The following is a 15,306-nucleotide window of genomic DNA, read 5'->3' on the forward strand; positions in this document are numbered from 1 at the left end:
CACGCCACCTCACCCCACCCCGCTCCTGTCCGCATCGCGGAATGAAGTTCCGGACGCATACCTGTTGTATCTATCCTGTGTGCATGCCCTCCGCCTCCACGCCCACCGCTCCTGCCGGAGAGTCCGCCGCCAAGCAGCCGCCCGCCGCCGAGCGCGTCTATGCGCACATCAAGGACGCCGTCCTGGACCGCCGCTACGAGGGCGGGATGCTGCTCACCGAGGGGGAACTGGCCGACGCGGTGGGGGTGTCGCGGACGCCGGTGCGGGAGGCGCTGCTGCGGCTGGAGGTCGAGGGGCTGATCAAGCTCTACCCGAAGAAGGGCGCCCTGGTGCTGCCGGTCTCCGCGCAGGAGATCGCCGATGTCGTCGAGACCCGGCTGCTGGTGGAGAAGCACGCCGCGGCCAAGGCGGTGCCCGTGAGCGAGGCGCTGGCCGGCGAGCTGACCGAGCTGCTGGAGACGATGCGGGAGCAGGCCGCGTCCGGTGATCTGGCCGCCGTCTCCGTCACCGACCGCGCCTTCCACGCCGCCATCGTGCGCAGCGCCGGCAATCAGATCCTGGACCGGCTCTACGAGCAGCTGCGCGACCGCCAGTTGCGGATGGGCGTCGCCGTGATGCATGCCCACCCCGACCGGATCGCCAAGAACATCAGCGAGCATGCGGAGATCCTCGAGGCCCTGCGCGCCGGGGATGCGGACGCCGCGACCGACGCCGTGCAGCGGCACGTCAGCTGGGTCCGTCACCTCGCGCAGGGGGACGTGCGATGAGCGGAGGTTCCGAAAGTGCCGGCCGCTCCGGCAGCTCCGGTATAGGCGGGGGCTCCGCCCGGCTGCTGCCCGCCGACCCGCCCGGCGGCCGTAAGGCCATGGCCGTCTGGGGCATCGGTGTCGCGGTCTACTTCGTCGCGATCACCTACCGCACCAGCCTCGGCGTGGCGGGCCTGGACGCCGCCGAGCGCTTCCACATCAACGCCTCGGCGCTGTCGACGTTCTCCATCCTTCAGCTGCTGGTGTACGCGGGGATGCAGATTCCCGTGGGTCTGATGGTCGACCGGCTCGGCGCCAAGAAGGTGCTGACCCTCGGCGTGGTGCTCTACACCGTCGGCCAGTTCGGCTTTGCGCTCTCCTCGTCGTACGCCATGGCGCTCGGCTCCCGTGCGCTGCTCGGCTGCGGGGACGCGATGACCTTCATCAGCGTGCTGCGGCTGGGCTCGCGGTGGTTCCCGGCCCGTCGCGGCCCGATGATCGCCCAGATCGCCGCGCTCGTGGGGATGGCGGGCAATCTGATCTCCACCCTCATCCTCGCCCGATTCCTGCACAGCTTCGGCTGGACCCCGACCTTCGCCTCCAGCGCAGTCGGCGGCATCGTCGTGCTGATCGTGCTGCTGCTCTTCCTCTCGGACCACCCCAAGGGCTTCGAGCCGCCGCCCGTATCCGCCGAGCACACCGGCACGGGGTTCGTGCGCCGCCAGATCATGGATGCCTGGCGGGAGCCCGGCACCCGGCTGGGCATGTGGGTGCACTTCACCACCCAGTTCCCCGCCATGGTGTTCCTGCTGCTCTGGGGGCTGCCGTTCCTCGTCGAGGCGCAGGGCTTGTCGCGTGGCACCGCCGGTGAACTGCTCACCCTCGTGGTGCTCTCCAACATGGCGGTGGGCCTGATCTACGGCCAGGTCATCGCCCGCCATCACGCCGCCCGCATGCCACTGGCACTGGGCACGGCCGGCGCCACGGCTCTGATGTGGGCGACGGTCCTGTGCTGGCCGGCCGACCATGCACCGATGGGGCTGCTGATCGTGCTCTGTGCGGTGATGGGCGCCTGCGGCCCCGCCTCGATGATCGGCTTCGATTTCGCGCGGCCCGCCAACCCGCCGGAGCGTCAGGGCACGGCCTCCGGCATCGTCAACATGGGCGGCTTCACGGCCTCGATGACGACGCTGCTCGCCATCGGCGTCCTGCTGGACGCGACCGGCGACAACTACCGGATCGCCTTTGCCTCGATCTTCGTCCTGGAGGCGACCGGGGTCTCCCAGATCCTGCGGCTGCGGCGGCGCGCGGCGCGGCGCGAGCGCGAACGGCTGGTGGTCAGCCGGGTGGAAGCGGTTCACGTGCCCGCATGAGGCCTGCAGGCCGGTCGGTCGGCGGCCGGTCCGTTTCACGTGAAACGGACAGGGCTGTTTCACGTGAAACGGCTCACTCCGGGGCCAACTGCGCGTGGCCGGCCGACGGTCAGGGCATGGCATCGAGTGGGGTCCCCCCCACCGGCCCCGCCCCGCTACGGCGTGATGGCGAAGTTGCCCAGGATCGCCCGGGCCAGCTCCTCATCGCCGTCGATCTTGATCTGTTCGGCCACGGCCGCCGGGCGGACCCGGCCGCAGGCCAGCTGGTGGAAGGTGTCCCAGTCCAGGGCGAGCGTCACGGTCGGGCCGAGCGAGACACTGCCGTCGATCGTGGCATTGCCCTCGGCGTCGAGGCGGACCGTGCGCAGGAATTCCAGCGGCCCGCTGACATCGAAGACCACCGCCGAAGCGGCGGGCGCCTGGGCCCTCTTGGCCACGATGCCGGGCAGCGCCTTCACCAGCAGATCGCGGGTCACATGCGCGCCGGGGGAGTCGAGATTGCCGGGCTTCTTGAGGGTTCGGCGGAGGTCCTGCTCATGGACCCAGACGTCGAACGCCCGCTGCTGCAGCACGAATTCCAGCGTACGGTCCTCACCGAGCGGGCTGCGCACCACCGCGTCCGGCTGCCGGGACTCGTTGCGCAGCTGCCGTGAGCGGCGGATGACGGTGTATTCCAGCTCGCTCAGCATCTCCGGCGCGGTGTGGTGCCGGCGGACGTCGACCTGCACCTCCATGCGTCGCGCCGACTCGCTGCGTACGTGGTAGAGATCGCGCGGCAGCGTATGGATCGGCCGCGGGTCACCCAGCATTTCGCATTCCAGGCCGATGACATGGGAGACCACATCGCGAACGGACCATCCTGGCAGGCCCGTCGCCCCGTTCCACTCGCCTTCGACGAGCGGAGTGACCAGCTCGGTTATCGCTTCTATGGAGTGAGTCCAGGCATCGATGGAGGATTGAAGGCTGGGATGGACGGTCACGGGACCCCTCGGACGGTTCGTACGCGGGCTGCTGTCTGTGCAGTTAAGTTACGCTGCGCACGGGCACCCCGGCAGTGCTTTCGGGTGACCATCGTAGGCCGATGTCGCCAAGCCGCAGAGGGCCGTACGGCCGGGAAGCCCGCTCCTCAGTCGTCTCCGCGCTCCCGCTCCGCCAGCCGGATCACACACACCGCGACGGCGATCAGCAGCGGCGGATCCGCGTCGTCCCGTACGACATTGACGGCATAGGTGTCGCGCACGGTCAGCCAGCGCCGCGAGATCTCCGCCAGCAGTTCGCCCTCGTACTCGATCGCGAACTCCCGGTCCAGGATCTTTCCGCTGACATCCAGCTCGGTGCCGTCCACCAGCGCCACGCGGTAGTGGTTGCGCAGCAGCGAGAGCCGCTTGCGTTTGATCGTGGCCAGCGGCTGCTCATCCCGCTCGATGGTCATGGTGTCGCGCAGGCTGAGCATCTTCTTGCGGATGGTGATCAGCACCCGCCGCTCGGTGTCCTTCAGCTCGAAGGTCTCCCGCAGCCGCAGCGCCTTCCCGTCCACGAGGTAGGCGTGCCGCCCGTGCTCGTCGTCGATCCAGTAGTCGTCGCCGATGCCGAAGATGCGGTCGCGCACCAGGTACTTGCCCGAGTGCCGGGGTGACCCCCCGGGGGATTGCTGCATGGCTGACGTGTTCCCGCGGGGACCTGCGGAATGCGCACGCACCGGAGTGACGTTGAATGTGCACATGGCTTCACGTGCACGCGTCCGCGCTCCCGAGCTGATCGGCAAGGGTGGCTGGCTGAATACCGGTAACAAGGATCTGACCCTCTCTGACCTGCGGGGACGCATTGTCGTTCTGGATTTCTGGACTTTTTGCTGTGTGAATTGTCTGCACGTCCTGGACGAGCTGCGGGAGCTGGAGGAGCGGCACCGCGACACCGTCGTGATCATCGGTGTGCACTCCCCGAAGTTTGTGCACGAGGCCGAGCACCAGGCGGTCGTGGACGCCGTGGAGCGTTACGGCGTCGAGCACCCGGTCCTCGACGACCCGGACCTCGCCACGTGGAAGCAGTACGCGGTACGGGCCTGGCCGACGCTCGTGGTGATCGACCCCGAGGGGTATGTCGTCGCCCAGCACGCCGGCGAGGGCCATGCGCACGCCATCGAGAAGCTGGTCGAGGAGCTGGAGGACGAGCACGCGGCGAAGGGCACCCTGCGCCGCGGTGACGGCCCCTACGTACCGCCGGAGCCGGTCGCCACCGATCTGCGCTTCCCCGGCAAGGCGGTCCGGCTGCCGGGGGGCAGCTTCCTCGTCTCGGACACCACCCGGAACCAGCTGGTGGAGCTGGCCGCGGACGGTGAGCGGGTGCTGCGGCGGATCGGCACCGGCGAGCGCGGTCTGACGCCGGACTCCTTCAACGAACCGCAGGGCCTGGCACTGCTGCCCGACGGCCGGGTGGCCGTCGCGGACACCGTGAACCATGCCCTCCGCGTCTTCGACCCGGCTTCCGGTGCGCTGGAGACCGTGGCCGGTACCGGCAAGCAGTGGTGGCAGGGCTCGCCCACCTCCGGGCCGGCGCGCGAAGTGGATCTCTCCTCACCGTGGGACCTTGCCTGGTGGCAGGACCGGCTGTGGATCGCGATGGCCGGGGTGCATCAGCTGTGGACCTGGGACCCGGCCGCCGGCACGGTCGGGGTCGCGGCCGGCACGACCAATGAGGGCCTGGTGGACGGCCCGGCAGCGGAGGCGTGGTTCGCCCAGCCGTCCGGCCTCGCCGCGGCCGGCGACCGGCTGTGGATCGCGGACTCGGAGACCAGCGCGGTCCGCTGGGTGGAGCGCTCCGCACCAGGGGACGGCTATGTCATCCGCACGGCCGTGGGCACCGGCCTCTTCGACTTCGGACACCGCGACGGCGCCGCGGACCAGGCGCTGCTCCAGCACCCGCTGGGCGTGACCGCCCTGCCCGACGGCTCGGTCGCCATCGCGGACACCTACAACCACGCACTGCGCCGCTTCGATCCGGCGACCGGCGAGGTGACGACACTGGCGACGGATCTGCGCGAGCCGTCGGCCGCGGTGCTCGTCGACGACGACATCGTGGTGGTGGAGTCGGCGCGGCACCGGCTGACCCGGCTGCGGCTGCCCGAGGAGGCCATCCGCGTCGCCTCGGTGGCGCACCGCACCCAGCGCGCGGCCACCGAGGTCGCCCCGGGCGCGCTGCGGCTGGAGGTGGTCTTCCAGGCCCCGGCCGGTCAGAAGCTCGACACCCGTTACGGCCCCTCGACGCGGCTGCTGGTCAGCGCGACGCCGCCGGAACTCCTCGCCAACGGTGCGGGCGCGGGCACCGACCTCGCGCGGGATCTGGTGCTCGCGGACGGGGTGACCGAGGGGGTGCTGCATGTCTCGGCGATGGCCGCGTCCTGCGACGACGCCCCGGACATCGAGTACCCCGCCTGCCATGTGCACCAGCAGGACTGGGGCGTCCCGGTCGAGATCGCCGAGGGCGGGGTGGCCCGGCTGGGGCTCGTCCTGGCGGGCCTGGACGCCGGGTAGGAGCGGGGTCCCGGGTCCGTCGGCCGGGCCCGGGACGGCGTCAGGCCGTCAGTCCGGTGCGTCGGCGGATCAGTTCCCGACGCCGCCCGCCAGCTGTGCCCCGTGAAGGCTGGAGCTCCAGTTGGTGACCTTGCTCTTGCCGACGGAGACGTGGAGGCGCTTCTCCGCGAAGTTGACGGTGACCGGACCGTGCGTGACCGAGCTCGCCGAGATGCCCATGAAGTCGATGGTCACCGACTTCTGCTCGGTGCCCTTGGTGGCTGCGGTGTTGGTCGGGATGACCGCGTAGGCGTAACCGTGGGCGGGCACGGTGATGCGGGTGCCGTCGAAGTGGCCGGGCGTGCCCTGCAGCAGGGGCAGCGGGGACTTGGCGTTGTTGAAGCGCAGCAGCGGCGCGTTGTAGAGCTTGCAGTCGCGGCTGGCGGAGTTCTTGAACTTCACCGCCACATGGCTCTTCGGGCCGGTCTGCTGCGAGAACGTGACCTTGTACGTGCTGGGGTAGCAGTCGGGCACCCGCCGGGACGCCGTCCCCGCTGCGCCGGCCGCGGCCGCACTCCCGCCGATGACCCTGCGCTTCTTGGTCTTGGACGTCTTGGACGTCTTGGACGTCTTGGAAGACGAGAAGGAGGACTTCTTCGACTTCTTCGAGGAGTGGCTGTTGCAGCCGGTCAGGGCGAGGGAGCCGGCCAGTCCGAGGGCCAGTGCGGCGTACGCGGCGGAACGGCTGCGGGAGCGGCGTGCGGTCATGGGTGGTTCCCCCCGTGGAGTGCTGCAATCAGCGAGGCGCGACTGGCATGGCACGGCCACGATATCCATTGCCGGCGGATGCGCCAGGGTGGGTTCGCCGGGGCCGTGGCCGATGTGGCAGCAAAGCGGGGCAGATGGTCCGTACGCAGCGGAGACCGGCCCGTGGCCGGGGACGAAGAGCGGCCCCGGGGCGGCGCGGGGCCGCCCCGGGGCAGGCACCGGAGAGCGTCCGGGCAGCAGACAGGGCGCCCGCTGGGGGAGTGCGGGCGCCCTGGTTCAGGGGGCCTTCGCCGGTTGCGTCGCGTCGCGCGGCCCGGCTCAGCGGGCCGGGGTCACCAGGCGGCTGCGTCGTTCGCGTCCGACTGCCAGTACGTCACCCACGCGCTGTCGTCGAGGTGCACCGAGCCGCCGGGGAGCGCCACCGTCGCCGAGCCGCCGATGCTGCCCTTGCCGTCGCGGCCGGGGAGGCTGACCGACAGCGAGGTCACGGTGCGGCCGTTGCCGCCGGAGCCGTCGGCGGACGAGGTCAGCACGCCGGCGTAGCCGGACTCGCCGGGGGCGAGGGTGACCACGGACTGCGGCCTGCTGGCCGGCAGTTCGGCGAGCGGGGACTGCGCCTGGTCGAACCGCAGGTAGGGGGAGTAATAGAGGTCGCAGACGGCACCGGAGGTGTTGGTGGCCTTCAGCAGAAGGTGGTTGACCGGCCGGGTCAGCCGCTCGGCGACGATCCGGATCTTCGCGGCGTCGCACGCGGTGTGCCGGACGGCGGAGACGCGGGCGGAGGCGTTCGGGGAGGTGGCCGCGCGGCGCGAGCCCGGCCCGGTGGCGTTCGTCTCCGCATCCGTTCCGGTGCCGTTGCCGCCGCGCTCCGCGTGAACCTGCTCCGTCCGGCCGCCTTCGCTCTGCCCGCCGTCGGTCCGGGTGCCGCCCTGCCCGGCCTCCCCGCCCTGCGCCGCCGGGGGCTCGGCGACCTGGGGCGACGGGTTGAACGGCTTGGCCGCGCTCGTCTTGAGCGGGTTGTCCTGGCCGCCGCAGGCGGTGAGGGTGAGCGCGGCGGCGGCGGTCAGCCCGGCCGCGGCGATCCGCAGCGTACGGCGGCGGACGGTACGGGAACCACGAGAGGCAACGGTGACGGTCCGGGTGCCGGTCTCGCTGGCGGCTTCGGATCGGGCGTGGCTGCGCGGCATGTCCGGTCTCCCCCGGTCGGTGGTCCGCACCGCCCCGGCGGTACGTCCTGCGGTCTGGCCGACTCTCTCCTGCGGCCTGAACACCAGATTGCCGCCCGCCGCTGCCGTGCCACTAACGTGCGCCTAACGTTTCCGCGTTCGGACGATTCCGGCTGCCGGGACTGCCCCGGCCGTCCCAGCCGTCCCAGCCGCCCGTGCCGTCCCGACCGTCCGCGCCGTCCGTCGGCGCCATTCCGACCGTCCGCGCCGCCCCGAGCCAGGCCGTCCCCCGGGGCCGGGGGAGCGACGGCCGCAGCTCAGCCGCCGGGGCCGTCACTCCCCCTGCACCCGTCACCTGTTCCGTTCGTGCTTCCCCTCGCCGCCTTCGCCCCCTTCGCCGCCTTCACCGCGGTCGTCCCGCGCGAACAGCTGCGTCAGCGTGCTGATCGTGTAGACGTCGGTGGCTTCTTCGTCCACCAGATGCATCTCCGCGAGCCGGTCCAGACCGTCCTGGGTGCGCTCCGGGTCGTACCCGGCGAGCGCCGCCGCCAACGAGGCGTTGAGGTGGCCGTCCGCGCTGGTCGCCAGCGCGCTGAGCAGCCGTGCGTCGTCCGCCGACAGCCGGGCGACGGACATCCGCAGCGCCGCCGCGATACCGGTGTCCTCGGCCGACAGCAGTGCCAGCCGCCGCCGTTCGTCGCGCAGCGCCGCCGCCAGCCGGGCCAGCCGCCAGCGCGGCCGGGCGGTGAGCTGGGCGGCCGCGGCCCGCAGCGCCAGCGGCAGACCGTCGCACAGGTCGACCAGCTCCCGCGCGGCGGCCGGGTCCTCGGCGACCCGCTCCGGGCCGAGCATGGCGCCGAGCAGCGCCGCGCCCTCCTCGTGGCCGAGCGTCTGGATACCGACCGGCCGGGCGCAGTCGGTGGCGACCAGACCGTCGAGGCGGCTGCGGCTCGTGACGACCGTGGCGCAGTGCGGGCCACCGGGCAGCAGCGGCCGTACCTGCGCCGAGCTGCTGGCGTTGTCGAGGACCACCAGCATCCGGCGCTCCGCGACCAGCGACCTGAACAGCGCCGATGCGGCCTGCGCCGAACCGGGTACGCGCTCCGGAGGAGTGCCCAGCGCCAGCAGGAAGTCGCGCAGGATCTCGGCCGGGGGCGCCTCGTCGCCCTCGCCGAAGCCGCGCAGATCGGCGAAGAGCTGCCCGTCGGGGAAGGCCCCGGCGTACAGATGCGCCCACTGCACGGCGCAGGCGGTCTTGCCCACGCCGGCCGGTCCCGCCACCACCGCGAGCGGGCTCTCGCCCGTCGTACGGTCCGTCAGCACCGCGGTGAGTGCGGCCAGCTGGTCCTCCCGGCCCAGGAAGCGGGCGGGCGGACGGGGCAGCAGCCGCGGTGCCGCGCCGCCCCGCCCGGAGCCGGACCCGTCACGTCCGCCGCCCGTGGTGCCGGGCTGCGTCCGGCCGGTACCCGGCGCCTGGGGACCGCCGTCCGCCGCACTCCGGTGGGCGCCCCCCGGGGCGGGCGCCGGCCCCTCACCGCCAACGGGACGCGCTCCGCCGCCCGTTGTGGAGCGCTCCGCTGCCGGAGCACCGGTACGGCCGCCTCCGGAAACCTCCCCGGAACCAGCCCCTCCGGACGGCGCCCCGCCCGGAGCGGAGCCCGCGCCGGGCGCGCCGGGCGTCGCCGCGCCCTGCCGGTTCCCGCCGGCCGCCTCCGCGCGCAGAATCTCCTCGTACGCGTTGCGCAGCCGCTCGCCGGGATCGACACCCAGCTCCTCGTTGAGCAGCCGGCGGGTGCGGTGGAACCACTCCAGCGCATCGGACTGCCGCCCCGTATGGAACAGCGCCCGCATCAGCCCGGCGATCAGGCCCTCCCGCAAGGGGTGGTTGACGGCGGCGGAGTAGAGGACGGCGGCGGCCTGTTCGTGCTCGCCGAGGGCGCCGTGCGCCCGCCCCAGCGCCTCCACGGCCGTCAGCCGGCGCTCCTCCAGCGCATGCGCGGCGGCCGCGAACGGCGGACTGGTGACCGTGCCGGTCAGCGCGGGACCGCGCCACAGCCCCAGCGCCTCCCGCAGCAGCGGTACGGCGTCGCCCGGCGCCGCCTCGGGGCGCGCCAGAGCCACCAGTTCACCGAAGCGGTGGGCGTCGATCAACTCCTCCGGCAGGCGCAGCAGATAGGCGGAGCCATGGGTGGTCAGCTCGATGCCGTACGCCTCCGCGCCGCCCTCGGCGAGCGTGGCGCGCAGCCGCGAGACATGCCCCTGGACGACGGTGCGGGAGTGTTCGGGGGGCTCGTCCTCCCACAGGGAGTCGATCAACTGCTCCAGCGGGACGGTGGTGTTGGGCTGCAGCAGCAGCAGCGCCAGCACACTACGCCGTTTGGCGGGCCCGAGCGACAGCTCCGTGGAGCCGGTCGTCACGGCGATCGGACCGAGCAGTGAGAATTCCAACTCAGCCCTCCAGGAAGGCCGTCAGGGCGTTCGCCAGCAGATACGGGTCCTCGGAGCCGCACAGTTCACGCGCCGAGTGCATGGAAAGGATCGCCACGCCGATGTCGACCGTGGCGATGCCGTGCCGGGCCGCGGTGATCGGCCCGATGGTGGTGCCGCACGGCATGGAGTTGTTGGACACAAAGCTCTGCCACGGCACTCCGGCCCGCTCGCAGGCCGCCGCGAAAACGGCCCGTCCGCTGCCGTCCGTCGCATAGCGCTGGTTGACGTTGACCTTGAGGATCGGCCCGCCGTTGGGCATCGGGTGGTGCCCGGGCTCATGCCGTTCGCTGTAGTTGGGGTGGACGGCGTGCCCGGTGTCGGACGACAGGCAGACGGTGCCGGCGAAGGCCCGCGCCCGGTCCTCGTACGAGCCGCCGCGGGCGAACACCGAGCGCTCCAGGACCGTGCCGAGCAGCGGTCCGTCGGCGCCGGTGTCGGACTGGCTGCCGTTCTCCTCGTGGTCGAAGGCGGCCAGCACCGGAATGCTGGTCAGCGCGCTGCCGGCGGCCGCCGCCGCGGTGAGTGCGGCCGTGCCGGCGTGTACCGAGAGCAGGTTGTCCATCCGCGGTCCGGCCACCAGCTCGCGGTCGCGGCCCAGGTAGGCGGGCGCCTCGATGCTGTGCACCATCAGGTCCCAGCCCTTGATGTCGTCGGCCGGTATGCCGGTCTCCTCGGCGACGAAGGCGATCAGATCGCCCTCGGCGACCTCGCCCAGGCCCCAGATCGGCGTCATATGGCGCTGCTTGTCGAGCTTCAGGCCGTCGGCGTTCACCGAGCGGTCGAGGTGCACGGCCAGCTGGGGCACTCTCAGCAGCGCCCGGTCGACGTGGACGAGCCGGTGGCTGCCGTCGGCGAGCGTCACCCGCCCGCTCAGCCCCAGGTCGCGGTCGAGCCAGGTGTTGAGCAGCGTGCCGCCGTAGATCTCGACGGCGATCTGCCGCCAGCCGCGCGAGCCGGTGTCCGGAATCGGTTTGACGCGCAAATTGGGAGAGTCTGTGTGGGCACCGACAATTCGGTACGAAGTCGAGGGGCGTGCGCCCTCGGGCACGTACCAGGCGATGATCGCGCCGCCGCGCAGCACGAACTTCCCGCCGGTTCCGCCGTCCCACTCGTCGACCTCGGCGACCTGCCGGAACCCGGCCTTTTCCAGCCGCTCCGCCGCATTTGCCACTGCGTGGTAGGGCGACGGACTGGCGGCGAGGAAGGACATCAGGTCGTCGGTGTGGCCGCGATCGAAGCGGGCGGAGTTGGTCATGGATTCAGCATAAGGAGCCGGACCCCGCATTCCCCGTGTGCATGCATGGTGACTCCGCTCCCTTCCGGCCAGGATTTCAATATTCGGGACCGTAAGCCTCCGGAGCAGGGGATTCCGGGCTACGGGCCGATGGCCCGGCGCACGTCGCGCCCTGCCCGCGCGTACGCCGCGCCTTGCCCGCGCGCCCCGCAGCAGGCCCCCGCGGCCCCCGGAGGCCTGCCCTGCCGTCTGCCGGACATGACGAAGCCCGCCTCTCCGGGGGAAGAGAGGCGGGCGCCATCAGTCTGGACGGCCCGTCTGAGAGTTTCCTGAGAGACCCGCCGTCGCAGCAGGGCCGCGCAAGGCGCTCCTAGAACGCGGCCTCGTCGAGCTCCATCAGCGACTGGTCGACGGACTCGGCCAGCCCGCGCTGGACGCCGACGCCCGGCAGGACGTTGTGCGCGAAGAACTTCGCCGCGGCGATCTTGCCGGTGTAGAAGGGCACATCCTTGGCGGACACAGCCTTCGCCGAGGTGCCGGCCAGCTTCTCCGCGGCCACGGCCGCACCCTTGAGCAGGAGGTAGCCGATGACGACGTCACCGGAGGCCATCAGCACGCGGGTGGTGTTCAGGCCGACCTTGTAGATGGACTTGACGTCCTTCTCGGTCGCCGCGAGGTCGGTCAGCATGGCGCCGACGATCGCCTCCAGGTCGGCGGCCGCCTTGGCCAGCTCGCCGCGGGCCTGCTCCAGCTCCTCGCCGCCGGTGTTGTCCGCGAGGAACTTCTTGATCTCGTCGGAGAGGGCGGTGAGCGCCTGGCCCTGGTCGCGGACGATCTTCCGGAAGAAGAAGTCCTGGCCCTGGATCGCGGTGGTGCCCTCGTAGAGGGTGTCGATCTTGGCGTCACGGATGTACTGCTCGATCGGGTACTCCTGCAGGTACCCGGAGCCGCCGAAGGTCTGCAGCGACTGCGCCAGCTGCTCGTAGGACTTCTCCGAGCCGTAGCCCTTGACGATCGGCAGCAGCAGGTCGTTGAGGCGGATCGCGGCGCTCGCGTCCTCGCCCGCGGCCTCCTTGACGATGATCTCGTCCTGGACCGTGGCGGTGTAGAGCACCAGGGCGCGCATGCCCTCGGCGTACGCCTTCTGCGTCATCAGCGAGCGGCGCACATCGGGGTGGTGGGTGATCGTGACGCGCGGCGCGGTCTTGTCGGTGAAGGCGGCCAGGTCCGGGCCCTGCACGCGCTCCTTGGCGTACTCCAGCGCGTTGAGGTAGCCGGTGGAGAGGGTGGCGATGGCCTTCGTGCCGACCATCATCCGGGCGAACTCGATGATCTTGAACATCTGGCGGATGCCGTCGTGCTTCTCGCCGAGCAGCCAGCCCTTGGCCGGGTGGTTGGCGCCGAAGGTCATCTCGCAGGTGTTGGAGGCCTTCAGGCCCATCTTGTGCTCGACGTTGGTGGCGTAGGCGCCGTTGCGCTCGCCCAGCTCGCCGGTCTCCCAGTCGAAGTCGTACTTCGGCACGATGAACAGCGACAGGCCCTTGGTACCGGGGCCGGCACCCTCGGGGCGGGCGAGGACGAAGTGCACGATGTTCTCGGACATGTCGTGCTCACCGGAGGTGATGAAGCGCTTGACGCCCTCGATGTGCCAGGTGCCGTCCTCCTGCTGCACGGCCTTGGTGCGGCCGGCGCCGACGTCCGAACCGGCGTCCGGCTCGGTGAGCACCATGGTGGAGCCCCACTGCTTGTCCACCATCAGCTGGGCTATGCGGTGCTGCTCCTCGGTGCCCTCCTCGAAGAGCACACCGGCGAAGGCGGGGCCGGACGCGTACATCCACACGGCCGGGTTGGCGCCCAGGATCGTCTCGGCGAAGCCCCACAGGAGGGAGCGCGGCGCGGTGGTGCCGCCGAGCTCCTCCGGGATGCCCAGGCGCCACCACTCGGCGTCCATGAAGGCCTGGTAGCTCTTCTTGAACGTGTCCGGTACCGGCGCGGTGTTGGTGTCCGGGTCGAAGACCGGCGGGTTGCGGTCGGCGTCGGCGAACGACTCGGCCAGCTCGTTCTCGGACAGCCGGGCGATCTCGGACAGCACGCTCTTGGCGGTGTCGACATCCATCTCCGCGAACGGTCCGGTGCCGTACACGCTGTCACGGCCGAGCACCTCGAAGAGGTTGAACTCGATGTCGCGGAGATTCGACTTGTAGTGCCCCATGGATACGGCTCCGTAAGGGTTCGGGAGGGAGGACCTCAAACGCAAATACCAGCAAGTAGCAAGTGCCTACGATGATGCTACCCACCGGTAATAAGAATCAACCCCTACCGCCCATCTGTGACGAGCGTCCCCCGGCGAATCGCCGACTCAGTACGCTGTGGCGCATGTACGGCTACGACCAGAACGCGGGTGCCGGGCAGCAGCAATACGGAGCGCCGCCGCCCCCGCCGCAGCAAGCGCCCCAAGGGGGCTACGGTGAGGCGCCGCTGTATCCCGAGCCGTCCCCGCCCTCGCTCGCCGATGCGGTGCGTGCCTTCACCACCGGCTCGATGTCGGCCGAGGACTTCCAGGGCATCTTCTCCACGTCCAAGATCTACTGCCCGCGCGGTGACAACCCCGGCTTCCTGGCGCTGCACAACACCCAGCAGCCGGTGATCCCGATGTTCACCTCCCTCAAGGAGCTGCGGCGGTACGCGGGCAAGGAGTCGAAGTACTTCGTGATCACCGGCGCGGAGGTGCTGGACCTGCTGCCGACCGGTTACGGGTTCGTCCTCGACATGGAGGGTGATCACCGGATGGTCTTCGACGCGAAGGCCGTGGAGCAGATGGTCGACTTCGCGATGCGGCGTATGTACGGCTGACCACCCCTGCCGCGCAGCGGGTCAAGGGTCGCCGTCACGGCGGCATCGAGGGCCGGTCCCGGGACGGGGCCGGCCCGAAGTGTGTCCGGGGCCGGGGTCGTGCCGGCCCGGAGCAGCCCCTTTGACCTGCGGCAACACGGACGGGAATGCGGCACGCCTTGCGGGTTGTTCACCATTCAACTAAGTTGTTGCCACGACCGAGGAGGCCGTCATGCCCGCAGTGACCGTAGAGAACCCGCTGACCCTGCCGCGTGTGGCGGCGCCCGTCACGGCGCACGCCCGTCCCGTGCTGGCCGTTGCCACCGCTCCGAGCGGCTTCGAGGGCGAGGGCTTCCCGGTGCGCCGGGCGTTCGCCGGCATCGACTACCAGCACCTCGACCCGTTCATCATGATGGACCAGATGGGCGAGGTGGAGTACGCACCCGGAGAGGCCAAGGGCACGCCCTGGCACCCGCACCGCGGCTTCGAGACGGTGACCTATCTGCTCGACGGCACCTTCGTGCACCGTGACTCGCACGGGGGCGGCGGCGTCATCAAGGACGGCGACACCCAGTGGATGACGGCCGGTTCGGGCCTGCTGCACATCGAGGCGCCGCCGGAGTCGCTGGTCATGTCCGGCGGCCTCTTCCACGGCCTCCAGCTGTGGGTGAACCTGCCGAAGAGCGACAAGATGATGGCCCCTCGCTACCAGGACATCGGCGGCGGCCAGGTCAAGCTGCTGACCTCGGGCGACGGCGGAGCGCTGCTGCGGCTGATCGCCGGTGACCTCGACGGCCACGACGGGCCGGGCATCACCCATACGCCGATCACGATGATGCATGTGACGGTGAGCCCGGGCGCGGAGCTGACCCTCCCCTGGCGCAAGGACTTCAACGCCCTCGCCTACGCCCTGGCCGGACGCGGCTCGGCCGGTGCGGAGGGGCGCCCGTTCCGTATGGGGCAGTCGGTCGTGTTCGGTGCCGGGGACTCGCTCACGATCCGGGCGGACGAGTCCCAGGAGTCGCGCAGTCCGAACTTCGAGGTGGTGCTGCTCGGTGGGCTGCCGATCCGCGAGCCGATGATGCATTACGGCCCGTTCGTGATGAACACCCACGCCGAACTGGCGCAGGCCTTCGAGGACTTCCAGGCCGGCCGGCTCGGGACGATCCCCGCCGACGGGCACTGACG

General features: G+C 71.1%; 12 protein-coding genes. 5 read left to right on the forward strand and 7 right to left on the reverse strand.

Annotation, left to right across the window (positions count from 1 at the left end; genetic code table 11):
- Positions 1–83: 83 nt before the first annotated feature.
- Positions 84–767, forward strand: a complete 684-nt coding sequence (locus tag ABZ851_RS02790; RefSeq protein ID WP_361121107.1) for a GntR family transcriptional regulator — start codon at positions 84–86, stop codon at positions 765–767.
- A gap of 98 nt (positions 768–865) precedes the next feature.
- Positions 866–2,119 carry an MFS transporter gene (locus ABZ851_RS02795; RefSeq protein ID WP_361121794.1) on the forward strand — a complete coding sequence of 418 codons (1,254 nt, stop codon included), beginning with the start codon at positions 866–868 and terminating at the stop codon, positions 2,117–2,119.
- A 155-nt stretch (positions 2,120–2,274) separates the two neighbouring features.
- Here ABZ851_RS02795 and ABZ851_RS02800 read toward each other — a convergent pair whose 3' ends face one another.
- Together ABZ851_RS02800 and ABZ851_RS02805 are read right to left on the reverse strand one after the other, a co-directional pair.
- A complete protein-coding gene (locus ABZ851_RS02800) occupies positions 2,275–3,099 on the reverse strand; it encodes a maleylpyruvate isomerase family mycothiol-dependent enzyme (protein WP_361121110.1) in 825 nt (274 codons plus the stop codon).
- Between the two features lie 146 nt (positions 3,100–3,245).
- Positions 3,246–3,776, reverse strand: a complete 531-nt coding sequence (locus tag ABZ851_RS02805; RefSeq protein WP_361121113.1) for an LURP-one-related family protein — start codon at positions 3,774–3,776, stop codon at positions 3,246–3,248.
- Between the two features lie 64 nt (positions 3,777–3,840).
- Here ABZ851_RS02805 and ABZ851_RS02810 point away from each other — a divergent pair, with 64 nt between their 5' ends.
- Positions 3,841–5,649, forward strand: coding sequence for an NHL domain-containing thioredoxin family protein (locus ABZ851_RS02810; protein WP_361121116.1), 1,809 nt, complete (start codon positions 3,841–3,843; stop codon positions 5,647–5,649).
- Positions 5,650–5,718: 69 nt separating this feature from the next.
- Here ABZ851_RS02810 and ABZ851_RS02815 read toward each other — a convergent pair whose 3' ends face one another.
- The 5 genes from ABZ851_RS02815 to ABZ851_RS02835 all read right to left on the reverse strand — a co-directional run bounded on the left by ABZ851_RS02815 (position 5,719) and on the right by ABZ851_RS02835 (position 13,498).
- Positions 5,719–6,396, reverse strand: coding sequence for a DUF4232 domain-containing protein (locus tag ABZ851_RS02815; RefSeq protein ID WP_361121119.1), 678 nt, complete (start codon positions 6,394–6,396; stop codon positions 5,719–5,721).
- 332 nt (positions 6,397–6,728) lie between these two features.
- The gene (locus tag ABZ851_RS02820) at positions 6,729–7,583 is read right to left on the reverse strand and encodes a DUF4232 domain-containing protein (RefSeq protein WP_361121122.1); all 855 of its coding nucleotides are present in this window, start codon (positions 7,581–7,583) and stop codon (positions 6,729–6,731) included.
- Positions 7,584–7,913: 330 nt separating this feature from the next.
- Positions 7,914–10,010 carry a BTAD domain-containing putative transcriptional regulator gene (locus ABZ851_RS02825; protein ID WP_361121125.1) on the reverse strand — a complete coding sequence of 699 codons (2,097 nt, stop codon included), beginning with the start codon at positions 10,008–10,010 and terminating at the stop codon, positions 7,914–7,916.
- A gap of 1 nt (position 10,011) precedes the next feature.
- Positions 10,012–11,307 (reverse strand): M18 family aminopeptidase, encoded by a 1,296-nt coding sequence (locus tag ABZ851_RS02830; RefSeq protein ID WP_361121128.1) that lies wholly within the window; start codon positions 11,305–11,307, stop codon positions 10,012–10,014.
- 349 nt (positions 11,308–11,656) lie between these two features.
- Positions 11,657–13,498, reverse strand: coding sequence for an acyl-CoA dehydrogenase (locus ABZ851_RS02835; RefSeq protein WP_361121131.1), 1,842 nt, complete (start codon positions 13,496–13,498; stop codon positions 11,657–11,659).
- A gap of 164 nt (positions 13,499–13,662) precedes the next feature.
- Here ABZ851_RS02835 and ABZ851_RS02840 point away from each other — a divergent pair, with 164 nt between their 5' ends.
- Together ABZ851_RS02840 and ABZ851_RS02845 are read left to right on the forward strand one after the other, a co-directional pair.
- The gene (locus ABZ851_RS02840) at positions 13,663–14,139 is read left to right on the forward strand and encodes an SseB family protein (protein ID WP_311623081.1); all 477 of its coding nucleotides are present in this window, start codon (positions 13,663–13,665) and stop codon (positions 14,137–14,139) included.
- Between the two features lie 211 nt (positions 14,140–14,350).
- Positions 14,351–15,304, forward strand: a complete 954-nt coding sequence (locus ABZ851_RS02845; protein ID WP_336047446.1) for a pirin family protein — start codon at positions 14,351–14,353, stop codon at positions 15,302–15,304.
- Positions 15,305–15,306 lie beyond the last annotated feature (2 nt).

Origin of the sequence: Streptomyces sp. NPDC047049, assembly GCF_040643995.1 — a bacterium.
GTDB classification, from domain to species: domain Bacteria; phylum Actinomycetota; class Actinomycetes; order Streptomycetales; family Streptomycetaceae; genus Streptomyces; species Streptomyces mooreae.

What these genes read in the sequence shown, in the direction of transcription:
- ABZ851_RS02815 (WP_361121119.1), bottom strand. Translation starts at nt 6,396, where the DNA reads ATGACCGCACGCCGCTCCCGCAGCCGTTCCGCCGCGTACGCCGCACTG.
- ABZ851_RS02790 (WP_361121107.1), top strand. Translation starts at nt 84, where the DNA reads ATGCCCTCCGCCTCCACGCCCACCGCTCCTGCCGGAGAGTCCGCCGCC.
- ABZ851_RS02820 (WP_361121122.1), bottom strand. Translation starts at nt 7,583, where the DNA reads ATGCCGCGCAGCCACGCCCGATCCGAAGCCGCCAGCGAGACCGGCACC.
- ABZ851_RS02840 (WP_311623081.1), top strand. Translation starts at nt 13,663, where the DNA reads ATGTACGGCTACGACCAGAACGCGGGTGCCGGGCAGCAGCAATACGGA.
- ABZ851_RS02795 (WP_361121794.1), top strand. Translation starts at nt 866, where the DNA reads ATGGCCGTCTGGGGCATCGGTGTCGCGGTCTACTTCGTCGCGATCACC.
- ABZ851_RS02810 (WP_361121116.1), top strand. Translation starts at nt 3,841, where the DNA reads ATGGCTTCACGTGCACGCGTCCGCGCTCCCGAGCTGATCGGCAAGGGT.
- ABZ851_RS02845 (WP_336047446.1), top strand. Translation starts at nt 14,351, where the DNA reads ATGCCCGCAGTGACCGTAGAGAACCCGCTGACCCTGCCGCGTGTGGCG.
- ABZ851_RS02830 (WP_361121128.1), bottom strand. Translation starts at nt 11,307, where the DNA reads ATGACCAACTCCGCCCGCTTCGATCGCGGCCACACCGACGACCTGATG.
- ABZ851_RS02805 (WP_361121113.1), bottom strand. Translation starts at nt 3,776, where the DNA reads ATGCAGCAATCCCCCGGGGGGTCACCCCGGCACTCGGGCAAGTACCTG.
- ABZ851_RS02835 (WP_361121131.1), bottom strand. Translation starts at nt 13,498, where the DNA reads ATGGGGCACTACAAGTCGAATCTCCGCGACATCGAGTTCAACCTCTTC.